This is a genomic window from Methanococcoides vulcani, assembly GCF_900111645.1.
In the GTDB taxonomy this organism is placed as follows: domain Archaea; phylum Halobacteriota; class Methanosarcinia; order Methanosarcinales; family Methanosarcinaceae; genus Methanococcoides; species Methanococcoides vulcani.
This window is the reverse complement of record NZ_FOHQ01000007.1, coordinates 42,807-64,492: the sequence shown is the minus strand read 5'-3', so window position 1 is coordinate 64,492 and position 21,686 is coordinate 42,807. Positions and strand designations below refer to the sequence as shown.

The window sequence follows — 21,686 nt, the reverse complement described above, 5'->3', positions numbered from 1 at the left end:
CAATATATTAGTGTACAAATACAATCGATCAGTGTATAATATATTCGTTAGCAGATCGATATATTAAGCAACTGATCGGACAAGTCTATTACCGACAGCTATCACTGCACAGGCATGCCTATGGCATTGATCTGCTGAATGAGCTCTGTGAACATTTTAATTTCGAGCTCAAGAACATCTTCTTCGCTCATACCTATTGACATCTCGCCGTCAACTGTCAATGTATCAGGCCCACGCCTTACGAGCCGGTCCACACCATCGCTGCAAAGCAGTCCCTTTACTTCGGGATCATGGACAAAAGCACGACCAGGAATAATAACAGTCTCCTTGACATTGGAAAGGTCAAGATCACGGAAATCATCGATAGTGATAAGGCAACCGATGTCCTTGTTCAACCCAATTACATTCACAGTGCCTCCCAGCTTGCCAAATATCCCGGAGAGCCTGTCTTCTGCAACCTTACTTGTGATTATTGTAGCTTCCTTTGTAACCTCAGGCAACTTTTCGAGCAGATCCTCATGCAACCTGATCGCGAACGGGGATCCAAAGAGAGGATCTTCCAGAGGTGTGCCGGTAACCCTGAAACTGTGATTTTTAGCAGCATCACGTACTATCTGAGTGAACTCTTCAACAGTATGAGACTCTATACCGTCCATAATAGGGGCATTCTCAAGTATCAGGCCTTCTTCCCTTGAGTTAGCAAAGCGCATGAGTATCGCACCTGAGGCACCCATCGCTTCCAGATCTGTAAGTGTGTTCTCAAGAACTTCACCGTCATTGGCACCTGGAATGATAACAATTGCAGCATAGACCTCACAATGTGCACAGAAATCACGAAGTACAGCAAGGGATGCTTCCGGCTCGGGATCGTTCATATATTTTCCACGAATTTCCGGATCTGTTGCAAATACGGTAAATGATACCTCGGTAACACCGTTCTCAATGAAGAAGGCAGCATCATCTTCAGAAGTAAATCCTTTGCCACTGGTATACCCCAGATGTATCGGTTTTTTGAACTGTGATAAGAAAGAGACCAGCTCCTTTAGTTCTGGATAACAACTGATGTCACCGCCACCACTTATGGTAAACTTATCAGCTTCCCCTGAACCAAAATGCAGGGCTTGTGAAACTTCACCCATTACATATTGAGCAGGTTTGAAGCCGGAGTAGAGTTCTTTAACACCGCGTGTGCAATAGTCACATCCCTTTGAAAAAGGGAAACAATGCTTACACCCAAAAGCAGGTACGTCTTTTACTTTCTTAAAGTAACAGTACTTGCAAAACCCGCGACAATCTACGCCGGGATTTCCACCGACATCTGCGACTATTTCCATATCGATCGTGGGTACCTTAATGTATGTAGTACTAAACCTTTGTGGTGCAAAAAACGGGAGAGGACAGACATTGATTATTATTCCATACAGAATTAATTTAGGAAGATAAGGATGAACGGTTGTTTCACACAAACCTATACATACGTATGCATATCGTATGTTAATTTATTTGAATAATTCAAACTAAACCGCATCAGAGGCATATATCTTAATGATTAATAATGATTAACTATAGCGACCTCACGCCAAATCCAAAAGCTTTAAACCTGAAAACAACGTTCCAAATTTGAATCAATTAGAAGAAAGACCAAATGGGAACATCATTAAACACATACCCGGCACCAGTAGGAAACTTCTGTGCCAACGCTCAAATTTGTGGTTTCCATAGGGATTTCTGGAATAAAATTAGGAGGAAATATCGTGTCTGACAAAATAGACATATATGACGACAGAGGTACACTGTTGGAAAGCGGCGTCGACATAATGGCACTCGCCCCAACAACAAATGCAGCAATCGGAAAGATCATCAAAGACACAAAGAGAACTGTTGCTATCAATCTTGCAGGTATCGAGAAAGGTCTCGCAACCGGTAAGTATGGTGGTAAAGGACGTCAGATTCTCGGACGTGGTCTTGAATATGATATCGTAGGGAACGCAGATGCTATCGCAGAGTCTGTTGCAAACTTTGTAAAGGTAAGCGATGATGACGACACAAACGTAAAAGTGATCGGTGGCGGAAAACAGCTTCTTGTGCAGGTCCCAAGCTCAAGAACAGACGCTGGTGCTGACTTCGTTTCAGGAAGTACAGTAAGTGCAGCAGCTGTTGTACAGACCATCATTGACACATACAACACCGACATGTTCGATGCACCACTCGTAAAGGGTGCTGTCTGGGGTAGCTATCCACAAACCATGGACATGAGCGGCGGTAACGTTGCATCAATTCTCAGCATACCACAGCAGAATGAAGGTCTCGGTTTCTCCTTGAGGAACATCATGACCAACCACGTCGCTGCTATCACAGGCAGAAAGGCACTCAACGCTGCTGCACTCTCCTCAATATACGAGCAGGCAGGTATGTACGAGATGGGTAATGCAGTAGGTTCATTCGAGAGACACCAGTTACTCGGATTCGCATACCAGGGTCTTAACGCTAACAACCTTGTCTACGAAATGGTCAAAGAGAACGGCAAGACCGGTACAGTCGGTACAGTCATCAATACAGTTGTCGACAAGGCAATCGAAGCAGGTATCATCGAGGTCGACCACAAGGCACCATCCGGATACAACTTCTACAAGGCAAATGACGTTTCCATGTGGAACGCATACGCAGCAGCAGGTCAGCTCGCAGCTACACTCGTAAACTGTGGAGCAGGCAGAGCAGCTCAGAACGTATCATCAACCATCCTGTACTTCAACGATATACTCGAGAAGGAAACAGGTCTTCCAGGCTGTGACATGGGTAGAGCACAGGGTACTGGAGTCGGATTCTCTTTCTTCAGCCACTCAATCTATGGTGGCGGTGGACCAGGTATCTTCAATGGTAACCACGTTGTAACAAGACACTCCAGAGGATTCGCAATTCCTTGTGTATCCGCTGCATGTTCACTCGATGCAGGTACTCAGATGATTACCATCGAGAAGACATCAGGACTTGTTGGAAATGTGTTCGGTTCAATCGAAGAATTCAGAGAGCCAATCAAAGCAGTTGCAGGGGCACTCTAATACAAGAGCTCTAACAGATCTTGAAGGTAATCAATAATGGTCGATTCTGCATCAAACACAGAGAACCTCATACAGATCGAGATATTTCCACGAAGGTTACTCAGCCCGGAAACCGCACAGGAACTACTCGTCGAACTGAGCAAAATAGAAGGCATCACAAGGGCATTCGTACAGGGCCCAAGACTTCCAGTGACCGTACCATATGGTCCTGCGACAGGACAGGATGTCAACCATAAGTTCAGTGACACGATCAGTATCGGTGAAACGGACATTAACTTGGCTGTGATCGTTGGCCGCATAAGGCTGGAAGTCCTCAACTCAGAAATAAGAGACAACATCAGGGAAATTTGTGAGCGGATACTCCCGATGGGACTCGAGTTCAGAGAAGGACTTTTCTTACAAAACAAGCAGACCGTCTCCGACTATGCAAAACGTGGTCCTGGAGCAGATCCAACAGTCCTCGGACTGGCAGATCCAAAAGGCAAAGTGGGTAATCGTATTTGTACCTTAAATCCAGCGGAATGATGTTAAATGTTTGACCGGGAAACACAAGTTGTGGACTGCAGGCATGGAATGGGCCTGGGACGCGGTGGAGGGCTTGCACAACGCGGCACTCTTTCCGAAACCGGACGCCCTGATGTCATCACAGTCGCAATGAGTCCCGGCAGACGTCACATCACAAAACCGATATGTGAACTCACATACGGCATGCGCAGGGAGGATATACAGGTCAGTGTTCTGGTATTGAACTCAGGATCAGGTATACCTGATACACCAATGAGATCAGGCGCATTCGGGATAACACCTGAAGAAGTTGCGCAGATATCAAGGCATAAACTGGCAGTTATCCATACAGGGAACATACGAGACCATGTGGTAAAAAAAGTAAGGGAAATTCTAAAGGATGCAGAGGTCCCGGCAATAATCGTCTGTCAGACAAATGTCGACTTTGAAGATTTTGCCAAGGGAGGAATTAAGACCAAATTTGTGAAGCCTAAAAATAACGAGACCCTAACAAAAGGAAAAGTTATGGATATTGTGTCAGGAGTCACAAGAGGGGAATCATGTCCAAGAGACAAGTTGAACGAACTCGTGAAATCCGTAAAGAACACAATGAGATCTATTGATAACTAAGGAGTGTATAATATGGCATACGAAGCACAATATTATCCAGGTGCAACATCCGTTGCAGAAAACAGAAGAAAGCACATGTCCGGAAACGTCGAAAAGCTCAGGGAAGTCTCTGACGACGACCTTACATTAGTACTCGGACACCGTGCACCAGGTAGTGACTACCCAAGCACACACCCACCACTCGCTGAGATGGGTGAACCAGAATGCTCAGTCAGAGAAATGGTCGAACCAACACCAGGCGCAAAAGCTGGTGACAGGGTAAGGTACGTTCAGTTCGTCGACTCAATGTACAACGCACCATCAACACCATACTTCAGGTCCTACGCAGCAGCGATCAACTACAGAGGTGTCGATCCAGGTACACTTTCCGGTCGTCAGGTCGTTGAAGCTCGTGAGAGAGACATGGAAGAGATTGCAAAGTTCCAGCTCGAGACAGAAATGACCTGTCCAGCACTTGCAAGCCTTCGTGGCGCAACTGTCCACGGTCACTCACTCCGTCTCCCAGAAGATGGAATCATGTTTGACATGCTTGACAGATGCCGCCTCGAGAACGGCGTAGTTATCATGCACAAGGACCAGGTAGGAAGGGCAATCGACAAGAAGGTCGACTTTGGAAAAGCAATGTCCGAGGACGAGGCTGCCAAGAGAACCACAATCTACCGTGTGGACAATGTTGCATTCAGAGATGACGCAGAGGTCATCGAATGGGTCCACACAGTATTTGAGAAGAGAACCGCATATGGATTCAAGCCAGAGTAATCGAGGTGAGATAAATGGCAGATGATAGAAAGAGATTATTCCAGAAAGAATTGGAAGTCAAATTCACAAAAGAACACGGCGACAACAAGATGGAAGGCGGAGAGATCACTGACAAGAAAGTGACATACTACCGTCTTGGTGTTGACCAGAACCCAAGAAAAGTCGAGATGAAGAAAGCAGGTCAGGAAATGGCAGCTGCGAGGGGACTCGTTGGTTACAACCCAATGATGCACTGCGGTGGTATCCCACTCGGTCAGAGAGCACTTACCCCATCATTCATTTCCGGCACTGACATCATGGTCGAGTCCGATGACCTCCACTACGTCAACAACGCTGCAATGCAGCAGATGTGGGATGACATCAGAAGAACCACCATCGTCGGCATGGACATGGCTCACGAGACACTCGAGAAGCGTCTCGGTATAGAAGTCACACCAGAAACGATCAACCACTACCTTGAAGTGCTCAACCACGCACTCCCTGGCGGAGCAGTTGTTCAGGAGCACATGGTCGAAACACACCCAGCTCTTGTAGATGACTGTTACTGTAAGATCTTCACCGGTGACGACGAGCTTGCAGATGAGATCGATGACCAGTTCCTCATTGACATCAACAAGCAGTTCCCAGAAGAGCAGGCAGAAGCACTCAAAGCAGCTATCGGAAAGACAACCTGGCAGGCAGCACACATCCCAACCGTTGTAAGCAGAACAACAGATGGTGCACAGACCTCAAGGTGGATGGCAATGCAGGTCGGTATGTCCTTCATCGCAGCATACAACATGTGTGCTGGTGAAGCAGCAGTAGCTGATCTTTCATACGCAGCAAAGCACGCTGGTGTTATCTCAATGGGAGATATGCTTCCAGCAAGACGTGCACGTGGTCCAAACGAGCCTGGTGGAATTTCCTTCGGTCACATGGCAGATATCATACAGACAAGCCGTGTTGACGCAGAAGACCCAGCACACGTAGCCCTTGAGGTAGTCGGTGCAGGATGTATGCTCTACGATCAGATCTGGCTTGGTTCCTACATGTCTGGTGGTGTCGGATTCACACAGTATGCAACCGCTGCATACACCAACAACATCCTTGATGACAACATCTACTACAACGTTGACTACATCAACGACAAGTACGATGGTGCAGCAAACAAGGGTACCGACAACAAGGTAAAGGCAACAATGGATGTTGTCAAGGACATCGCAACAGAGTCCACGATATATGGTATCGAGAACTACGAGAAGTACCCAACCGCACTCGAAGACCACTTCGGTGGTTCCCAGAGAGCAACAGTACTTTCCGCAGCAGCAGGTAGTGCAACAGCACTCGCAACCGGAAACGGAAACGCTGGTCTTTCCGCATGGTACCTTTCAATGTACCTGCACAAGGAAGCACTCGGACGTCTTGGTTTCTTCGGTTTCGACCTGCAGGACCAGTGTGGTGCTACAAACGTATTCTCCTTCCAGTCCGACGAAGGTCTGCCTCTTGAGCTCCGTGGTCCAAACTACCCTAACTACGCAATGAATGTAGGTCACCAGGGTGGTTACGCCGCAATCACTTCAGCAGCACACGCAGGACGTGGAGATGCATGGGCAGTCAACCCACTGATCAAGGTCTGCTTCGCAGATGAACTTCTCCCATTCGACTTTACCGCACCAAGGAAAGAGTTTGGAAGAGGCGCAATCAGAGAGTTCGAGCCAGCTGGTGAGAGATCACTCATCATCCCAGCAAAATAAACATAAATTTGAAAAGGCAGGCTTTGCCTGCTTTTTTCTATCTTTTTTTGACCTGGACATAATCGTCCGCTTTTTTTATTTTGATATAACATTTTTTTCATGAGCGAAAGCTTTGTTTGATGGAAACCGTTTTACCAGAGACACCTTCAGGATATTACAAATATGAAAAGAAAGCAGGTAAATCGATAATTATATCAGGGAAGTAATCATCATCAAAAGCATTCAAGCCGGACCTGAAAAACAAAACTTCGAACAAATTACTATATTATCTTTTTACAAGGGGATCACTTCATGGCTACAGAGATAGAAAAGAAAGTAATGGAAGCAAAAATGGCATCCATTACACTTGCAAGTGTAGACACTCAGACAAAGGACAAGGCTCTTGAAGCCATGGCCAGAGCACTTGACGAAAACCGCAACAGAATAATAGAAGCAAATAACGCTGACCTCGAAGAAGCCGGGAGAATGAAGGCTGAAGGTAAACTCTCACAGGCACTTGTGGACCGCCTTAAGGTCAGCAATTCGAAGATCGACGGAATGATCAGCGGCATTCGTGATGTTATCAAACTTGAGGACCCTTCCGGTAGAACAATGAAAACGCTTGAACTTGACACTGGTCTGGACCTTTATCAGGTAAGCTGCCCTATCGGACTTATAGGAGTTATTTTCGAATCCCGTCCGGATGTTGTCCCACAGATCATGTCACTTTGCCTCAAGAGTGGAAACGCCACCATATTCAAAGGTGGTAGCGAAGCATTGAACTCCAACCGTACAATATTCGATATACTTGTCAAGGCAATGGAAAATACAGAAGGGATACCAAAAGGTGCGTTCCAGCTCATGGAAACAAGGGAAGAGGTCATGGACCTCCTCGCACTTGATGATTATATTGACCTCCTGATCCCACGCGGATCTAACGAATTCGTGAAGTATATACAGGACAATACAAAGATATCGGTACTCGGCCACGCAGATGGGATATGTCACGTTTATGTGGACAACAGTGCTGATATGAACAAAGCGTATGATGTATGCTTCGACTCTAAAGTACAGTACCCTGCAGTATGCAACGCCATGGAAACCCTGCTCATAAACAAGGAAATAGCTGAGGACTTCATGCCCGAAATGATGAAAAGGTATGATGAAGCAGGAGTTGAGCTTCGTTTTGATGAGGATTCATACGTTATTGCAGAAAATCTTGGCCTGAAGAACATCAAAAAGGCAACCGATGAAGATTGGAAAACAGAATACAATGAACTGATCCTTTCAGTAAAGCTCGTTGACTCCATTAAGCAGGCGATCGACCATATCAACAGCTATGGATCCCACCATACAGATGCGATCATCACAGAAGATGCAGCAAAACGAAAGCAGTTCATCGATCTTGTGGACTCGTCAAGTGTCATGGTAAACGCTTCCACCAGATTTGCAGATGGGTTCCGCTATGGCAAAGGTGCAGAAGTTGGCATTAGCACTAACAAGATACATTCACGTGGCCCGGTAGGAATGGAAGGACTTGTCATTTACAAATATGTATTGTTGGGTAATGGGGACAAGGTCTCCGATTATGCCGGAGATGAGCCAAAGCCATTTACTCACAGGGTAATCGATAGAAAACTATCCGATGCTTTGAACAACTGATAATAACAAAAAGGTGTCCACTTTGATCAACAGGCAACAGATACTGAGTGATGCTAAGAAAATTGTCATCAAGTTAGGTACAACTTCGATCAGCAGGGAAGATGGAAGCCTTAATACTGAATTTATGGAAAAGGTTGCAGCACAGGTCTCTGAGCTGCACAATGCCGGGAAGAAGGTAATACTGGTCAGTTCCGGTTCAATTGGAATTGGTATAGAGATCCTGAAACTGAACTGCCGCCCAAAAGAGATACCCGTACGCCAGGCAGCTGCCGCTGTCGGACAGGGTGTATTGATGCAGCACTGGATGGAAGCTTTCAGCAAACATGACCTTAACGTGGCACAGATACTCCTGACATACGATTCTTTCACTAACAGGTTAACATACCTGAACCTCAGGAACAGTATCTCCACACTTTTAAGCTACGGCGTTATCCCGATCATCAATGAGAATGACCCAACCTGTGTTCATGAGATCGAGGCAACACTTGGTGATAATGACAAGCTTTCAGCAATGGTTGCAAGTAAGACTGAAGCAGACCTATTGATACTGCTGACCGATATAGACGGCCTGTTCAATAAGAACCCAAAAAGGCATGATGACGCTGTACTATTGAATACCGTGGAAGAGATCACACCTACCATCGAAAGCTATGGCGGAAGCCCTACCAGCATGAAAGGTGTTGGAGGCATGCGCACTAAAATAGCAGCTGCAAAGATATGCAATATGGCCGGCTGCTACATGGTCATTGCCAATAGCAATGTGGATAATAGCATCACCAGGATACTTGCCGGAGAAACCATCGGAACACTCTTCCTTGCAAACCAGTACGTTCACAAGAACAGGATACGCTGGATAATACTTGGGAAAGCATCCGGAACCGTCATAGTCGATCCTGGAGCAAAAGAGGCCATCTCCAACAGTATGAGTCTGCTCCCATCCGGTGTTGTCGAGGTCATCGGCAGCTTTGACAGAGGCGACATAGTAAAACTGGAATGTGATGGAGAAGTATTTGGAAAAGGTATCACAGACTACACATCCGAAGAACTTGAAGCCATCAAAGGTAAACAGACGAATGTGATAGCAGATATCCTCGGATATAAGAACTATGACCACGTGATCAAGAAAGAGAATATAGGACTTCTCAAGTAATAAGTGTCGTATTTATCAGATTTTCCAGATAATAGTTCTTTCAAAACAAAAGAACGACCATAACCTTATTATACATTTTTATTTACTGTAATACCATCCTATTGATGGAATACTACAGGAGCATTAATGAAGACGAGTACCAGGGAACATAACGGAAACAAGAGATCAAAGATCCTTGTTGTAGAAGCAAATGATCCTGATGTTGAAAGCTTGAGCCTTGTTCTTTCAGCCGACTACGATATAATAAGGGCTACTAAAGGCAATGAAGCCCTTGAACTAGTCGAAAAAGAAAATCCCGAACTTATTCTTCTTGGCAGCGACCTGTCTGATATGGAAAGGTACGATGTCTGCAAGACAATAAAGAAAAAACTCCGGAACAAGCTATTGCCTGTAATAGTGGTTACTTCCCTCCTCGAAAGTGAAGAAAAGACAGATGCTATTAAGGCAAATGCAGATGAGATCCTCATAGAACCTGTCGATGAACTGGAACTTACCACAAGAGTACGTTCACTTCTTCGTATGCGTCATCTGCACGAGGAGCTTGTCAAAGAAAGGGATCAGGTACAAAGATATATTGATGTCGCAGGTTCGATTATCGGAGTTGTTGATAGGGACTTCAGAGTTACCCTCGTGAACCAGAAAGCCTGTGATGTTCTTGGTTACTCAAAAGAAGAGGTTATGGGAAAGAACTGGTTCGATGTTTTTGTACCGGAATACATCAGAGATGATATAAAGAAAGGGTATTTAGGGGTCATTAATGGTACTATTGAACCTCCGGAGTTCTCAGAGAAGCCTATCATTACCAAAAATAAAGACGAAAGATGGGTACTCTGGCACGACGTCATACTCCGGGACGATGAAATGAACATTGTGGGAACTATTAGTTCCGGTGATGATATCACGGAGAGAAAACTTGCAGAGAACGCAATGGAAGAGGCGAACACGGAACTTAAGTTACTCGATAATATAAAGGACCAGTTCCTGACAAATCTTAATTATGAACTCAGGACACCACTGATATCCATAAAAGGTTTTTGTGAACTATTAATGGAAGAGAAGCTGGGGACAGTAAACGATTCACAAAAAAATGCACTGGATGCGGTCCTCAGGAATTCTGAAAGGCTTCGACATCTTATCGATTCACTTCTTTACGTAAGCGGAGAACGCAACCAGAACATCAAGTACAATATAATACCACTTTATCCGGCAAGACTTATTGAGGATATCCTCGAGGATCGAGCCCTATATGTAGAAAAGAAGGAACTGACAGTTGAAAGTCATGTGCCGAAAAACCTTCCTGCTATCCTTGGAGACATCGAACATCTGGAAAGGATGTTTACCCACCTTCTGGATAATGCAATAAAGTTTACACCTTCCAAAGGGAAGATCACAGTTTCTGCCTCCACCTACGACGATACTTTAGAAATAAAGATAAAAGATACAGGCATCGGCATCCCTGAGGAGCTTTTACCTAACATCTTCAGCAGTTTCTATCAGGTAGACGGATCGACCCGAAGAAAATATGGAGGCACTGGTGTCGGATTGCATATTTGTAAGAAGATCATTGAAGCACACATGGGAGAGATCTTTGTGGAAAGTGAGGTCGGAGTTGGCACAACATTCACAATTATGCTGCCTGTTTGATCCCGTATCTTTTTATCCCTTAATGCTCTTTTTTTCTGTTCGAACACTATAAATATAATCAGACTGGATGAATTGTGATGAGAAAAGAACGATCTGTAAAGATGGTTTTAGCACTCCTATGTATAATCATACTTGCGATCGTGCTAAGCTACGCACTGCTACCCTACATTAATGCTTTTCTGGGAGCTTTCATCCTTTATGTAATATTCAAACCGGTATATTGCCTGCTTACAGAACGATTTAAACTGCGGAAGGATGCATCTGCACTTTCCGTGATGATGATGTCAATAATACTGGTGCTCATACCACTTTACTTCCTGTTCGTTTCTATCGTAGGAGAGCTCGAAATTGTTATCAGCAGCATTGCCACCAACATTAGCTATGTTGACATCACAGAGAACATAAACTACCTGAATGAAATTGCACCTGACCTGAACATCCAGGAAAAAGTGGTCAACATCGCATCCACTGTAGGTTCATACACGAGCAGGTACCTCTTATCAGCACTGCAGAACATCAGCGGACAGATCATCTCCCTCACCATCATGTTCTTTTTGCTATACTACCTGTTCACATCCACTAACACAGGGTTTGATAATAAGCTCAGGGAATTTGTCCCGTTCAACAACAGGAACACTGAAATACTTCTAAGAGAGCTCAAGAACGTCATACAATCCACCCTCATTGCCACACTGTTGATAGCACTCCTTCAGGGAGCTCTCATTGGCCTGACCTTCTATGCGGTAGGAATACAAGGAGCAACACTCTGGGGAGCTGTCACTGCTATCCTGTCTTTTTTGCCTGTGGTCGGTGCCCCCCTTGTATGGATCCCTGCAGCCATCATACAATTTGCATTGAAGAACTATGTTGCAGGTATTGCAATACTTGTAATGGGCATTATTATCAGCAATATCGATAATGTCCTAAGACCTTTAATTCAGAAAAAAGTAGGAGCAATGCACCCCTTCGTATCCCTGCTCGGAATATTTGTGGGTATCTATCTCTTCGGGATCATAGGTATCGTAGTAGGACCATTATTGATCTCAACATTCCTTTTGGTATTGAAGATGTTCAATGAAGAATATCTTCAGGAATGATATCTAATAGATGATATCTTTGAAAGATAGATATATCAATACAAAAACCACATCATGTGCGCATACCGAAAGCACGCTTTATCTTTTTTCCGGTTCCCACGATCATTTGTTTCACAACATAGGAAACAGGAGTTCTTCGTCCTCCGGAAGTTACTTTCCCATCACGTATAGCCTGAAGTACGGATTCCAATGTCCTTTCCGAGGCATCTACCTCAGTGTAGGAACAACCAACCATCTTCGCTTCGTGTGAATCACTTCCACCTACCTGTGCGAGACTAAGCTCTTTAGCCACCTTTTTTGCCTTGTTATTGGAACCACCGGTCACACACCTGGAATTCAGGACCTCCACAGCATCAATATCAAGCCCTTCAACGTACCCGATACCATGAGATGTCATCTTGAAAGGATGAGGGATTATCACAACACCTTCAAGCTCCCTTGCACGTTCTATGGTCTTCTCAGGGGTCATTCCTGATTCGATGTCCCCATCAGGAGCAAGCACCAGGATATGTCCTTTAGAAGAGGTGACCTCAATGCCAGGGATCACAATCATATCAGAACCTAACTCCTTTGCTCTTCTGGCACAGGCAAGGCCGCCCTCTCGGGTATCATGATCACATATTGCAACACCGTCAAGACCATTTTTTTTTGCAAATTTAAGAATAGAATCTATTTCAGCGTTGCTATCCTTTGAAAAACAGGAGTGGACATGAAGATCAATACGCATATAGACAATGCTGTGCTTTCCGGTTATAAAGTTTTTGAAGAATGCCTTGCATAATTGGTCAAAAAATAAAAATGGAGGATAAAAAGCGAACGGGGTGAATCAAGTCGATTACATAGGGGATTTGTGGTGTAGTACTTAGGGGATGTATGAAGAAACCCGTTCGCAATTGTACAAACGACCCGAACATATATAAACCTTTCGTATAAATACGAACGATTATTAAGCTTCTTTTAATATTATTAAGAAGAGATGACGAAAGGTTTCACCTTTTGAATGATCTCGTCCCTCGCTTCGATTTCCATGAGAATGGAATCCCCGTACTCGATAGTGTGCACAATACCTTCATCATAAAGCCATGAGACCGTGGACATCCCCTCCTCGGACATCGGAATGGAGATCCTGGAATGTTCCCATTTTGGCAGGTTCTCATATAGAAGCTGCTTAAGTTCATCAGTACCTTTGTCCGATATTGCAGATATCATAACCGGATGTGGAGCAAGATAGCTAATAACATCTAGTTTCTCCTGCAGATCTTCTTCCGGAAGCAGGTCTGTCTTGTTAAGAGCAGTAACTATCACAGCACCCTCTGTTCTCTTCCAGAATATATCATGGCTTACTGCCAGCTTTTGTCTGATAACATCCACAGGATCACTCATATCCACCACAAGAAGAATGATATCAGCCAGGAAGATCTCATCAAGCGTTGACCTGAAAGCATCCACCATCCAGTATGGGAGGTCTTCGATAAATCCCACAGTATCTGTCAGAAGCATTCTTCTTTTATTGATCGTGAGAGAACGTGTTGTAGGAGATAGTGTGGTAAAGAGCATGTCCTCAACTATTGTTCCTTCCTTCACAAGTGACTGGAAAAGGGTGCTTTTTCCTGCATTCGTATAACCTGCCAGAGCTACAAGAGAAAACCCCCTCTCATGCCTGAAACTGCGAAGTGACTCACTTCCCTTGCATGAATGCAGAAGTTCGGCCCTGATCCTCACGATCCTTTTCTTAATATCCTGTTCATAAGAATCTTCATAGCCTCCCAGACCCATAAACCCCGGTCGTTCCTCTTTCTTCAGCAAGGAAACGATGGACCTTGCTTTAGGAAGCTCATAATGTAATTTTGCAAGCTCCACCTGCAGCTTTGCACGCCTTGTGGTAGCTCTTGCAGCAAATATCTCAAGGATAAGCTGAAACCTGTCCATTACTTCACATTTGCAGGTCTCGGAGATATTATAGATCTGCGTCGTTGAAAGCTGGTTGTTGAAAATTACTTTCTCAGCGTCCAGAGCCTCTACAAGTTCTGCGAGTTCATCTACCTTGCCACGACCTATCTGGTACTTCCTGTCAGGATACCTTGATTGCACCAATACGCCAACAACCACATAATCAGCGGCATGCGCCAGCTCCTTGAGCTCTGCCAGCTTCCGCTCATTTGAGGCATCATCAGCATTCGGATCATTTCGTTGGACAACAATGGTTTTTTTCATAGTACACCCTTGAATTGGATTATGCGGATACGCTGTCCGATGTTTATCGATAAAGAGATAGACCAATTGATGAATGGATCGGTGGATCAATCAATCAATCAATCAATCAATCAATCAATCAATCAATACTTAATTCCTTCATAAGGAGATTTCTGGAACTTAGGGACACATGGTGTGCAAATTCTATTGCCAGTCTTTCGCTTAGAGATTCCTGATACTTGAACTCCCGTGAGAACATTCTCTTTGAAAGCCATTCCGGCTGATTGTATAGATCACCGTGCTCCACTACAATGGTACCGGGATAATTTATCCCAGCAACAGTTGTTTCGATAATGCTAACAACATCTGTAATATCTGGTGCTGAAGTTGTCAGGAACGGTTTGATAGCGATCTGGGAAATTGATTCGATATGACTTGCAGAGACATCAACTGCAACAGCAGCACAGACCATGTAGTACTCCTTATTTATCCTGTGACGACCTGAGATGTCAACGGCTATTATTGGAAACATTCTATTACTCGCATAGGCATTGTTCATTAATTCAAGTATCGGTCCCGGTCATTGTTCATACAGAGATTCCAGTTCAGCTATTTGTAAAGTCATTCGTTCAGGTATCGAGAACATCATTTCATAAGGTTCCGGATATAATCTGCATCCTTGAGTATTTTGAAGCTTACAAAGCCACCTACAATGAGGTTCATATAAAGTGTGAAAACACGCCATGCAATAACAACTATACCAACCATGTAAGCCGGAACGAACACCGAGAACAGGGAAGTTGCACCAAGCTCGGCCACACCACTTGAACCAGGAGTGACCGGGATGACCAAAAGGATCATTAGCAGGACCTGTGCAGCAAATGAGATAATGACAGACGGTGGCTGGTTCAATCCCATGAGGATCACCGGGACCATGGCAAATTCAACCAACCAGAAAAGGATAGTGTAAACACTACCAAATAGCAGTCCTTTACGACCTTTTGTCACAAAGAAGGCCATGCTGTCATGGAAATCCTCAATGATCAGATCGATCTTTTCCAGAACCCTGTCAAGGCGGGGATCATTTCCTTTACCCATAGATCCTGCGACCCGATGAAGTATGAAGTAAAGCGCTTTCTTTGTATGGCGAGGATGCCAGACTGCATAGATCACCATTACAAACACAAGTACCAGAAACAACTCGCCAGCCATTATTACAATGTCCAGTCCGGATGAAGATATGATCCTGCGGAACAGGTGAAGGGCAAGCGGGGCTGACATCATGATCAGGATGCCGTCAAGTAATCGCTCTCCAAGAACTACTGCAGTAGCCTTTCCCACAGGTACATTGTCCTGATTGAGCAGATGTACTCTCAAAGGCTCTCCACCAATTGATGATGGAGTGACGGATGCAAGGAAAGTGCTTGAAGTAACGATCTCGATCGATCTGGATAAGCCCACCCTGAAACCAAGTGAGTTGCACATTGTCTTTGTCCGCAAGCCCCAGACCACGTAGGAACTCAAGTGAAGAAATACGGCAGCCAGAAGGAACTCCGGCCTGATATCATGGATAAGCTCCAGTGTTTGTGGATCTATTGTATAGAACATAACAAGAACAATGGAAATGGCACTTATGAGAAGCGAAACTGACAGCCATTTTCTTAACTTGTTCACATAGATCATTCCTATAGCTAACGGGGTTTTTCAGTTGAAACAATATTACTGAATATATCTGTAGTCCCATATAACAGATTTGTTTCGATATATCGACTCGTCTGACTATATACATAATGCATAAATATGATGCATTCTAATTCATCCTAAGTAAAAAAGATGATGGAAGTAAAAAATGCAGAAAGATGCGGAAATTAGAGGAAAAGGAACAGGATCAAACAACAAACCGAATCTTATGTCCAATTTCCTTCCTTATGCATTTGCTGCAACCCTTGTATTTGGTCTGATGCTGCTGCAGCTAGACATTGAACATCTGCTAAAGCTTAACCCGACATTGAATTATGCAAGGTTCATGGTCATGATAGAAGGCGGTGCCGTAACTCACCTACAGGATTTTGCCACACCGTGGCTTACATACATTTCAGCCTTTGTATACCTTATCGGATTCTCCGGCCTCCTGATTGGTACATTCCTCGTATTCGCATATAAAAAGGATGAAAAAAGCCTGCAGGAGTTCTCTATAGCATTTACACTCATCTACCTGATAGCATACCCGTTCTACATATTGTTCCCTGTGGATGTAACCAGTAAGACGTTACCCAATATGGCACCACTGCTTTACACACTTGATCCATCCATAATACATTTTGTACGCATCTGTGACCCGACACTTGACAATTGCTTCCCAAGCCTTCATGCAGCACTTTCCCTTATGGCAATGTTACTCATTATATCCAGAGCAGAACACATAGGGTTTAAGACAATTGCAGTTACAATTACCATTGCCATCCAGTTCACGATATTGTACCTGGGAATACACTGGATCACTGATATGATCGGAGGTATAATGCTGGCATTTACAAGTTACTATATTGCAACAAGATATCGTGAAAATATAGTAGGATTTTCCGAAAGGATCGTATGGAAAGATGAACAGGAAATCAGAAAAAAAGAGTGAGAGAGTAAGGGAAGGATATCACAATGAAAATAATGCTCTTTGTTTGCGGGGAAGGCCTTGGACATACCAGCCGCTGCATCCCACTTGCACAACAAATGCAAGCAGCAGGCCATGATGTGATGATCGGTGCCTATGGATATTCCAGGGAACTTATTGAAAAGAAGGGACTGCAAACCATAGAGATCCCACCGGAGATCCAGCTTGTGGGTGATGCCGGAAGCCTTGATCTTAAGCGATCAGTCATTGCTACCATCAAAAGTGGTCAATTGCTCGGGATCAAAAAGGTCAGCAGGCAACTGAACGAATTCAACCCTCAGGTAGTTGTATCAGACAGTTATTACACTGCAACCCTTGCTGCGATGTTCAAGAAGATCCCTGTGCACCTTATGATAAACCAGTCCAACATGGAGGAATTCTTCTACAATAAAGGATTTTTCATGAAGCTCATTGGAAGGATCACAAAGAGATTCTATAATGCGATATTCAGGAAAGTTGACGGGATCATCATACCGGATTATCCCATGCCGGATACCATCTGTCGCCTGAACCTAGATCTTGAGGATGAAACGGAAGACGCTGTGTTCTACAGCGGACCTCTTGTCGGAAAAAAGTATGAAGAAGTGATCGAAGCTGACCTTAGCAGACCACATGTGCTTTCCACAGTTGGTGGTTTCGGATATCGTAAACCCATATTTCAAAAGGTTATAGAAACAGCAAGACTTGATCCTACGATCAGTTATACGCTCCTGTCCGGGCCAAGCGTTGATCCCGATGACTTCATTGACCTGCCGGAGAACGTGACCATACTCAGATTCATTGAGGACCAGTTCCCATACATAAAAAGTTCCGACCTTGTCATTGCGCCTGGCGGTCACAGTACGATGATGGAAGCACTTTCATTTGGTATCCCGATGCTATCTTTCCCGGATATTGGACACAACGAACAGGAGAACAACGCTACTGCACTGGAAGAAGACGGATGTGGAAGGAGGCTGAACTATTCCTTATCCCCCGAACAACTCCTTGAATACATATATGAGATCACAAATGACGGGAAGTTGCTTGAAAAAAGTAAGGAACTACACAACCTCTCCAACGAGCTTAACGGACCATCTGCCATTACAAGGATGATGGAATCCAGATACATGCAATGATCTTACGCTACAAAAGCTATTTCACTCCTGATACCATAAGGATAACAACGTTTACTCAATACTATTTCCAATGGGTGCATTAAATGATAATTCCTGAACCGATCGAAAATGAAGTGAAGATGCTTGGGGGAACTGAAGGCATTGCACTGAGGATCGCAGATGATGAGAAGCTTGCCAGGCAAAGTGGCATACATCATGCACTATCATCCTCTATCCGCCTGAAGATACTCAACCTTGTACTGGTACAGCCCCTGTGTGTCTGCCTGATCAAGGAGATCACAAATATGCCCGATTCAAAACTTTCCTACCACCTTTCGATCCTTGTGGACAATGGACTTATTCATCGAGAGAAAAGTGGCAACTGGATAATCTATCATCCAACAGAAGAGGGCAGGAAGTACAAAGTGGAACCATGAACCTTTGAGTGCTCCTCTTATTTTTTAGATCAACAAATAGAATAGATCAAAATTTTAACAAGATCAAGGTCAGCAATTGATGTTGTGTGCATGTTCATTTTGAGTATTTACAACTGTAAAGTGAAAACTGAGAACTTCCCGCTACTTGCATGGCTGTATCGATAAAATTTAAGTATTTATTCCACTGTATCTTTATATAGACGAGTTCCAGCGTATGTGGCGGGCAATGGGCTCTAAGGGCTTTGAACTGAAGACAAGTCTTACGGCCTTTCCATACCAGGAAACATCATAAGGATGTTGCTCATCAAAAGCGATGATCGGGCGCAGAGGGCGTATCAGGCAATGGTGGTAAAAGGATATACCGGCAATCCAAAAACATTGACGAGGTTCAACCTCCAGGCAAAGGAATATCTATTAAGCCTAGCTTTGATACTGGTTGCAATCCTATTGTACATTGATCAACGGGTGTCCCTATGAAAGAAGCGATATCAGTCAACAGTTTGAGCTATTCATATCCGGATGGGACAAAAGCCCTAAAGGATATCGATATCGTCATCCATGAAGGTGAGAAGATCGTGATCGTCGGACCCAATGGTGCCGGAAAAACCACCCTTTTCCTTCACCTCAATGGTACTCTCAAGAGCAAAGATAACACGGTCATGATCTTTGGAAAGAATCTAGGCGATATGAAAGTCGAAGAGAGGATCAAAGAGGTGGGAATCGTGTTCCAGGACCCTGACGACCAGCTGTTCATGCCCACAATCTTCGATGATGTGGCATTTGGTCCCATCAACATGGGACTGGATGAAGCGGAAGTGAAGAAACGGGTGAAAAAAGCTCTGTCCCGTGTCGGACTTGAGGGATTTGAGGACAGGGTTCCGCACAACCTGAGCTATGGGCAGAAGAAAAGAGCAGCACTCGCGGCTGTATTGTCCATGGAACCACGGATACTGATCCTGGACGAACCAACAGCCAACCTTGATCCAAAGAGCAGGGCAGACCTGATACAGGTGATCAGTGGCTTGAATAAGGACGGGATTACCACGGTGATCGCCATGCACGATGTGAACGCCCTCCCGACCCTATCAGACCGCGTCTATGTGCTGAACAGAAAGATCGTCGCTGAGGGAACGCCGCGGGAGATATTCTCCAATTCAGAACTTCTGGAAATGAATCATCTAGAAGCACCAGACGTGTTCAAGATGTTCAAGGTACTGACATATTTCGGGTACGACTGCGATAGCCTGCCCATGTCGATCGATGAGGCTGTAGAGTTTCTCACCAGGACGATAGAAAGCGGCAGTGGACACATCCACCTCCATATCCACGAGCATACGCATGAGGAGGTCCGGAAGTTCCTGCACAGCCACGATCACCATTAAAACTTTATATCCTGCCCAATAACATATTAGCATGTGGAGGTGTGTAGCATCACGGACCATTCATCAGAATCAATAATCGAAGAGATATTAAAGATCTATTCATCCATCAAGGATCTTGAAGATGAAGAGATACTTCAGGATACTTCGGATCATCTTAAAAACGTTTATCAGAGATTGGATGACCTGATCACACTACCCATTGATTATGAAGCTGCAGAAGCCATCCTCAATGGTCATGGGTTCGATCAGGCACTTGATACCATTATCAGGTTCATATATCTTTATACCATAAGACTTGAGACCGAATATGCAAATTCCATACTCACAAGTAATGAACCATGGGAAATGCTGAAAAATTATTCATTTTATCCGAATTATTGTCAGCTGGTACGAACTGAATATCAAGGAGCCGGACTTAAAGCCAATGATACGGTCGTGTTCCTTGGAAGTGGACCCTTGCCTGTGACCCTGATACTCATGTGCCATCAGCACGGATTGAAGGGGATTGGTATCGAACAGGATGAGCAGAGGGCTGAACTTTCAAGAAAGGTGGTGGATAAACTGGGACTTTCCAATGCCATCGAGATAATCCATGGCAACCATTTCCAATTGCCTTTAAGTGAGGGGGCAGACCTTATCATGATAGCTGCTCAGGCCCAACCTAAAAAAGAGATCGTCGAGCAGCTGGCAAAGGCACTGCCAGCAGGGACTAAGATATCCTGCAGGATCTATGAAAAGGGACTCAGGAGATTACTGGACAGGAGCATCCTTGTTGGCCTTCCTGCGAAATTAGCCCATGAGTTTAAGGAATGCCGCAGGATCCACCCTCTACCCCCGGTTTACAATACCGTTGTGTTCGCAGTCAGATCATCAGCGGCTGCACCTGAGAGACCGTAACTTCGTAAATTATGCAGAGATCATCTACCTTCTTTTTCTCCCATAATAAGGAATATGGAACTGGTATAGATGAACTTTCTTGAAAGTGGTAACTGACTCTTTTGATACTTGTGGACCTCCCTCAGAGGGTCTATGGTCGTGCTCGTGAACCCTGCTCTGTCAAAGAGAGCAGAGACGTTGTGGGGATTTATGTCCTCGTACAGTGGGAGATACCTGCGGATAGGTCCGTAACATCGTTGGAATAGATGACAATAATATCCTTTTTCAACGAGCAGGGTCATAATCTTGGAAAAACCGCGTTTGATACGTTTATCCAATCGGGAGTCAAACCAGTTCCCATCGATGGCAAGTATCCTGCCATTTATCTTTAATACCCGTTTCCATTCCTGCACGGTCCTGTCGGGATGTGGGAGTGTCCAGAGAAGGTATTTGCTCACAACGATGTCGAAATGATCATCCTCAAACGGCAGATCCTCTGCATCCCCATGGCAAAAATTGATATCCAGCCCCAGTGACTTTGCATTCTGACCTGCCTTCTCCAGCATGGATCTTGAGATATCTATGGCTGTCACCTCATGCCCCATCTCTGCAAGCAGCAATGCGAGAAACCCAGCCCCTGTCCCGATGTCCAGAATCTTCAATCCTGTCCTATCACCTGTATGGTTGCGGAGGATCGTTCTCCAGAGGGAGCGTTCCTCTTCATCAAACCCATTCACCCCGTTCTTGTACGAACTGCTCCTGTGGTCCCAGTAGTCAGCAATGATCTCCTTTGTATTCATCACATTTCCTATTATC

The 21,686-nt window shown here is 44.7% G+C and carries 20 protein-coding genes; 14 read left to right on the top strand and 6 right to left on the bottom strand.

The genetic code is table 11. The features are described from left to right. Positions 1-101 precede the first annotated feature (101 nt). A complete protein-coding gene (gene mmp10 / locus BMX02_RS09985; RefSeq protein WP_091690543.1) occupies positions 102-1,334 on the bottom strand; it encodes a methyl coenzyme M reductase-arginine methyltransferase Mmp10 in 1,233 nt (410 codons plus the stop codon). A 420-nt stretch (positions 1,335-1,754) separates the two neighbouring features. On the opposite strand from mmp10, the gene mcrB reads away from it, so the two are divergent. The 9 genes from mcrB to BMX02_RS09940 all read left to right on the top strand — a co-directional run bounded on the left by mcrB (position 1,755) and on the right by BMX02_RS09940 (position 12,217). Then, entirely contained in the window at positions 1,755-3,059 is a 1,305-nt protein-coding gene (gene mcrB, locus BMX02_RS09980; RefSeq protein ID WP_091690542.1) for a coenzyme-B sulfoethylthiotransferase subunit beta, read from the top strand. A 36-nt stretch (positions 3,060-3,095) separates the two neighbouring features. Continuing rightward, the gene (gene mcrD / locus BMX02_RS09975; RefSeq protein WP_091690541.1) at positions 3,096-3,584 is read left to right on the top strand and encodes a methyl-coenzyme M reductase operon protein D; all 489 of its coding nucleotides are present in this window, start codon (positions 3,096-3,098) and stop codon (positions 3,582-3,584) included. 6 nt (positions 3,585-3,590) lie between these two features. Further along, the gene (gene mcrC, locus BMX02_RS09970; RefSeq protein ID WP_091690540.1) at positions 3,591-4,193 is read left to right on the top strand and encodes a methyl-coenzyme M reductase I operon protein C; all 603 of its coding nucleotides are present in this window, start codon (positions 3,591-3,593) and stop codon (positions 4,191-4,193) included. A 12-nt stretch (positions 4,194-4,205) separates the two neighbouring features. Next, positions 4,206-4,952, top strand: coding sequence for a coenzyme-B sulfoethylthiotransferase subunit gamma (gene mcrG / locus BMX02_RS09965; RefSeq protein WP_091690539.1), 747 nt, complete (start codon positions 4,206-4,208; stop codon positions 4,950-4,952). Positions 4,953-4,966: 14 nt separating this feature from the next. After that, positions 4,967-6,685, top strand: a complete 1,719-nt coding sequence (gene mcrA, locus BMX02_RS09960) for a coenzyme-B sulfoethylthiotransferase subunit alpha (RefSeq protein ID WP_091690538.1) — start codon at positions 4,967-4,969, stop codon at positions 6,683-6,685. A gap of 291 nt (positions 6,686-6,976) precedes the next feature. Further along, a complete protein-coding gene (locus BMX02_RS09955; protein WP_091690537.1) occupies positions 6,977-8,326 on the top strand; it encodes a glutamate-5-semialdehyde dehydrogenase in 1,350 nt (449 codons plus the stop codon). A 22-nt stretch (positions 8,327-8,348) separates the two neighbouring features. Continuing rightward, positions 8,349-9,476, top strand: coding sequence for a glutamate 5-kinase (gene proB / locus BMX02_RS09950; protein ID WP_091690536.1), 1,128 nt, complete (start codon positions 8,349-8,351; stop codon positions 9,474-9,476). 126 nt (positions 9,477-9,602) lie between these two features. Beyond that, positions 9,603-11,120 (top strand): ATP-binding protein, encoded by a 1,518-nt coding sequence (locus BMX02_RS09945; RefSeq protein WP_091690535.1) that lies wholly within the window; start codon positions 9,603-9,605, stop codon positions 11,118-11,120. Positions 11,121-11,197: 77 nt separating this feature from the next. Beyond that, positions 11,198-12,217, top strand: a complete 1,020-nt coding sequence (locus BMX02_RS09940; RefSeq protein WP_091690534.1) for an AI-2E family transporter — start codon at positions 11,198-11,200, stop codon at positions 12,215-12,217. Positions 12,218-12,269: 52 nt separating this feature from the next. Here BMX02_RS09940 and BMX02_RS09935 read toward each other — a convergent pair whose 3' ends face one another. From BMX02_RS09935 to BMX02_RS09920, 4 genes are all read right to left on the bottom strand, one after another. Continuing rightward, positions 12,270-12,944: a CehA/McbA family metallohydrolase gene (locus tag BMX02_RS09935; RefSeq protein WP_091690533.1), complete on the bottom strand. Its 675-nt coding sequence runs from the start codon at positions 12,942-12,944 to the stop codon at positions 12,270-12,272. A 239-nt stretch (positions 12,945-13,183) separates the two neighbouring features. Further along, positions 13,184-14,431 (bottom strand): GTPase HflX, encoded by a 1,248-nt coding sequence (hflX, locus tag BMX02_RS09930; protein WP_091690532.1) that lies wholly within the window; start codon positions 14,429-14,431, stop codon positions 13,184-13,186. A gap of 118 nt (positions 14,432-14,549) precedes the next feature. Continuing rightward, positions 14,550-14,942: a DUF2209 domain-containing protein gene (locus BMX02_RS09925; protein ID WP_091690531.1), complete on the bottom strand. Its 393-nt coding sequence runs from the start codon at positions 14,940-14,942 to the stop codon at positions 14,550-14,552. 113 nt (positions 14,943-15,055) lie between these two features. Beyond that, entirely contained in the window at positions 15,056-16,093 is a 1,038-nt protein-coding gene (locus BMX02_RS09920) for a lysylphosphatidylglycerol synthase transmembrane domain-containing protein (RefSeq protein ID WP_244625271.1), read from the bottom strand. Positions 16,094-16,259: 166 nt separating this feature from the next. On the opposite strand from BMX02_RS09920, the gene BMX02_RS09915 reads away from it, so the two are divergent. The 5 genes from BMX02_RS09915 (at position 16,260) to BMX02_RS09890 (ending at position 20,891) form a co-directional block, all read left to right on the top strand. Further along, entirely contained in the window at positions 16,260-17,042 is a 783-nt protein-coding gene (locus BMX02_RS09915) for a phosphatase PAP2 family protein (RefSeq protein ID WP_091690530.1), read from the top strand. A 23-nt stretch (positions 17,043-17,065) separates the two neighbouring features. Further along, the gene (locus tag BMX02_RS09910; protein ID WP_091690529.1) at positions 17,066-18,196 is read left to right on the top strand and encodes a UDP-N-acetylglucosamine--N-acetylmuramyl-(pentapeptide) pyrophosphoryl-undecaprenol N-acetylglucosamine transferase; all 1,131 of its coding nucleotides are present in this window, start codon (positions 17,066-17,068) and stop codon (positions 18,194-18,196) included. Positions 18,197-18,279: 83 nt separating this feature from the next. Further along, positions 18,280-18,612, top strand: coding sequence for an ArsR/SmtB family transcription factor (locus BMX02_RS09905; protein WP_091690528.1), 333 nt, complete (start codon positions 18,280-18,282; stop codon positions 18,610-18,612). A gap of 473 nt (positions 18,613-19,085) precedes the next feature. Further along, positions 19,086-19,994 (top strand): energy-coupling factor ABC transporter ATP-binding protein, encoded by a 909-nt coding sequence (locus tag BMX02_RS09895; RefSeq protein WP_091690526.1) that lies wholly within the window; start codon positions 19,086-19,088, stop codon positions 19,992-19,994. 33 nt (positions 19,995-20,027) lie between these two features. Continuing rightward, positions 20,028-20,891 carry a nicotianamine synthase family protein gene (locus BMX02_RS09890; protein WP_244625269.1) on the top strand — a complete coding sequence of 288 codons (864 nt, stop codon included), beginning with the start codon at positions 20,028-20,030 and terminating at the stop codon, positions 20,889-20,891. A 20-nt stretch (positions 20,892-20,911) separates the two neighbouring features. Here the strand turns inward: BMX02_RS09890 and BMX02_RS09885 are convergent, their stop codons facing one another. After that, positions 20,912-21,670 (bottom strand): class I SAM-dependent methyltransferase, encoded by a 759-nt coding sequence (locus BMX02_RS09885; protein ID WP_091690524.1) that lies wholly within the window; start codon positions 21,668-21,670, stop codon positions 20,912-20,914. Positions 21,671-21,686: the final 16 nt, after the last annotated feature.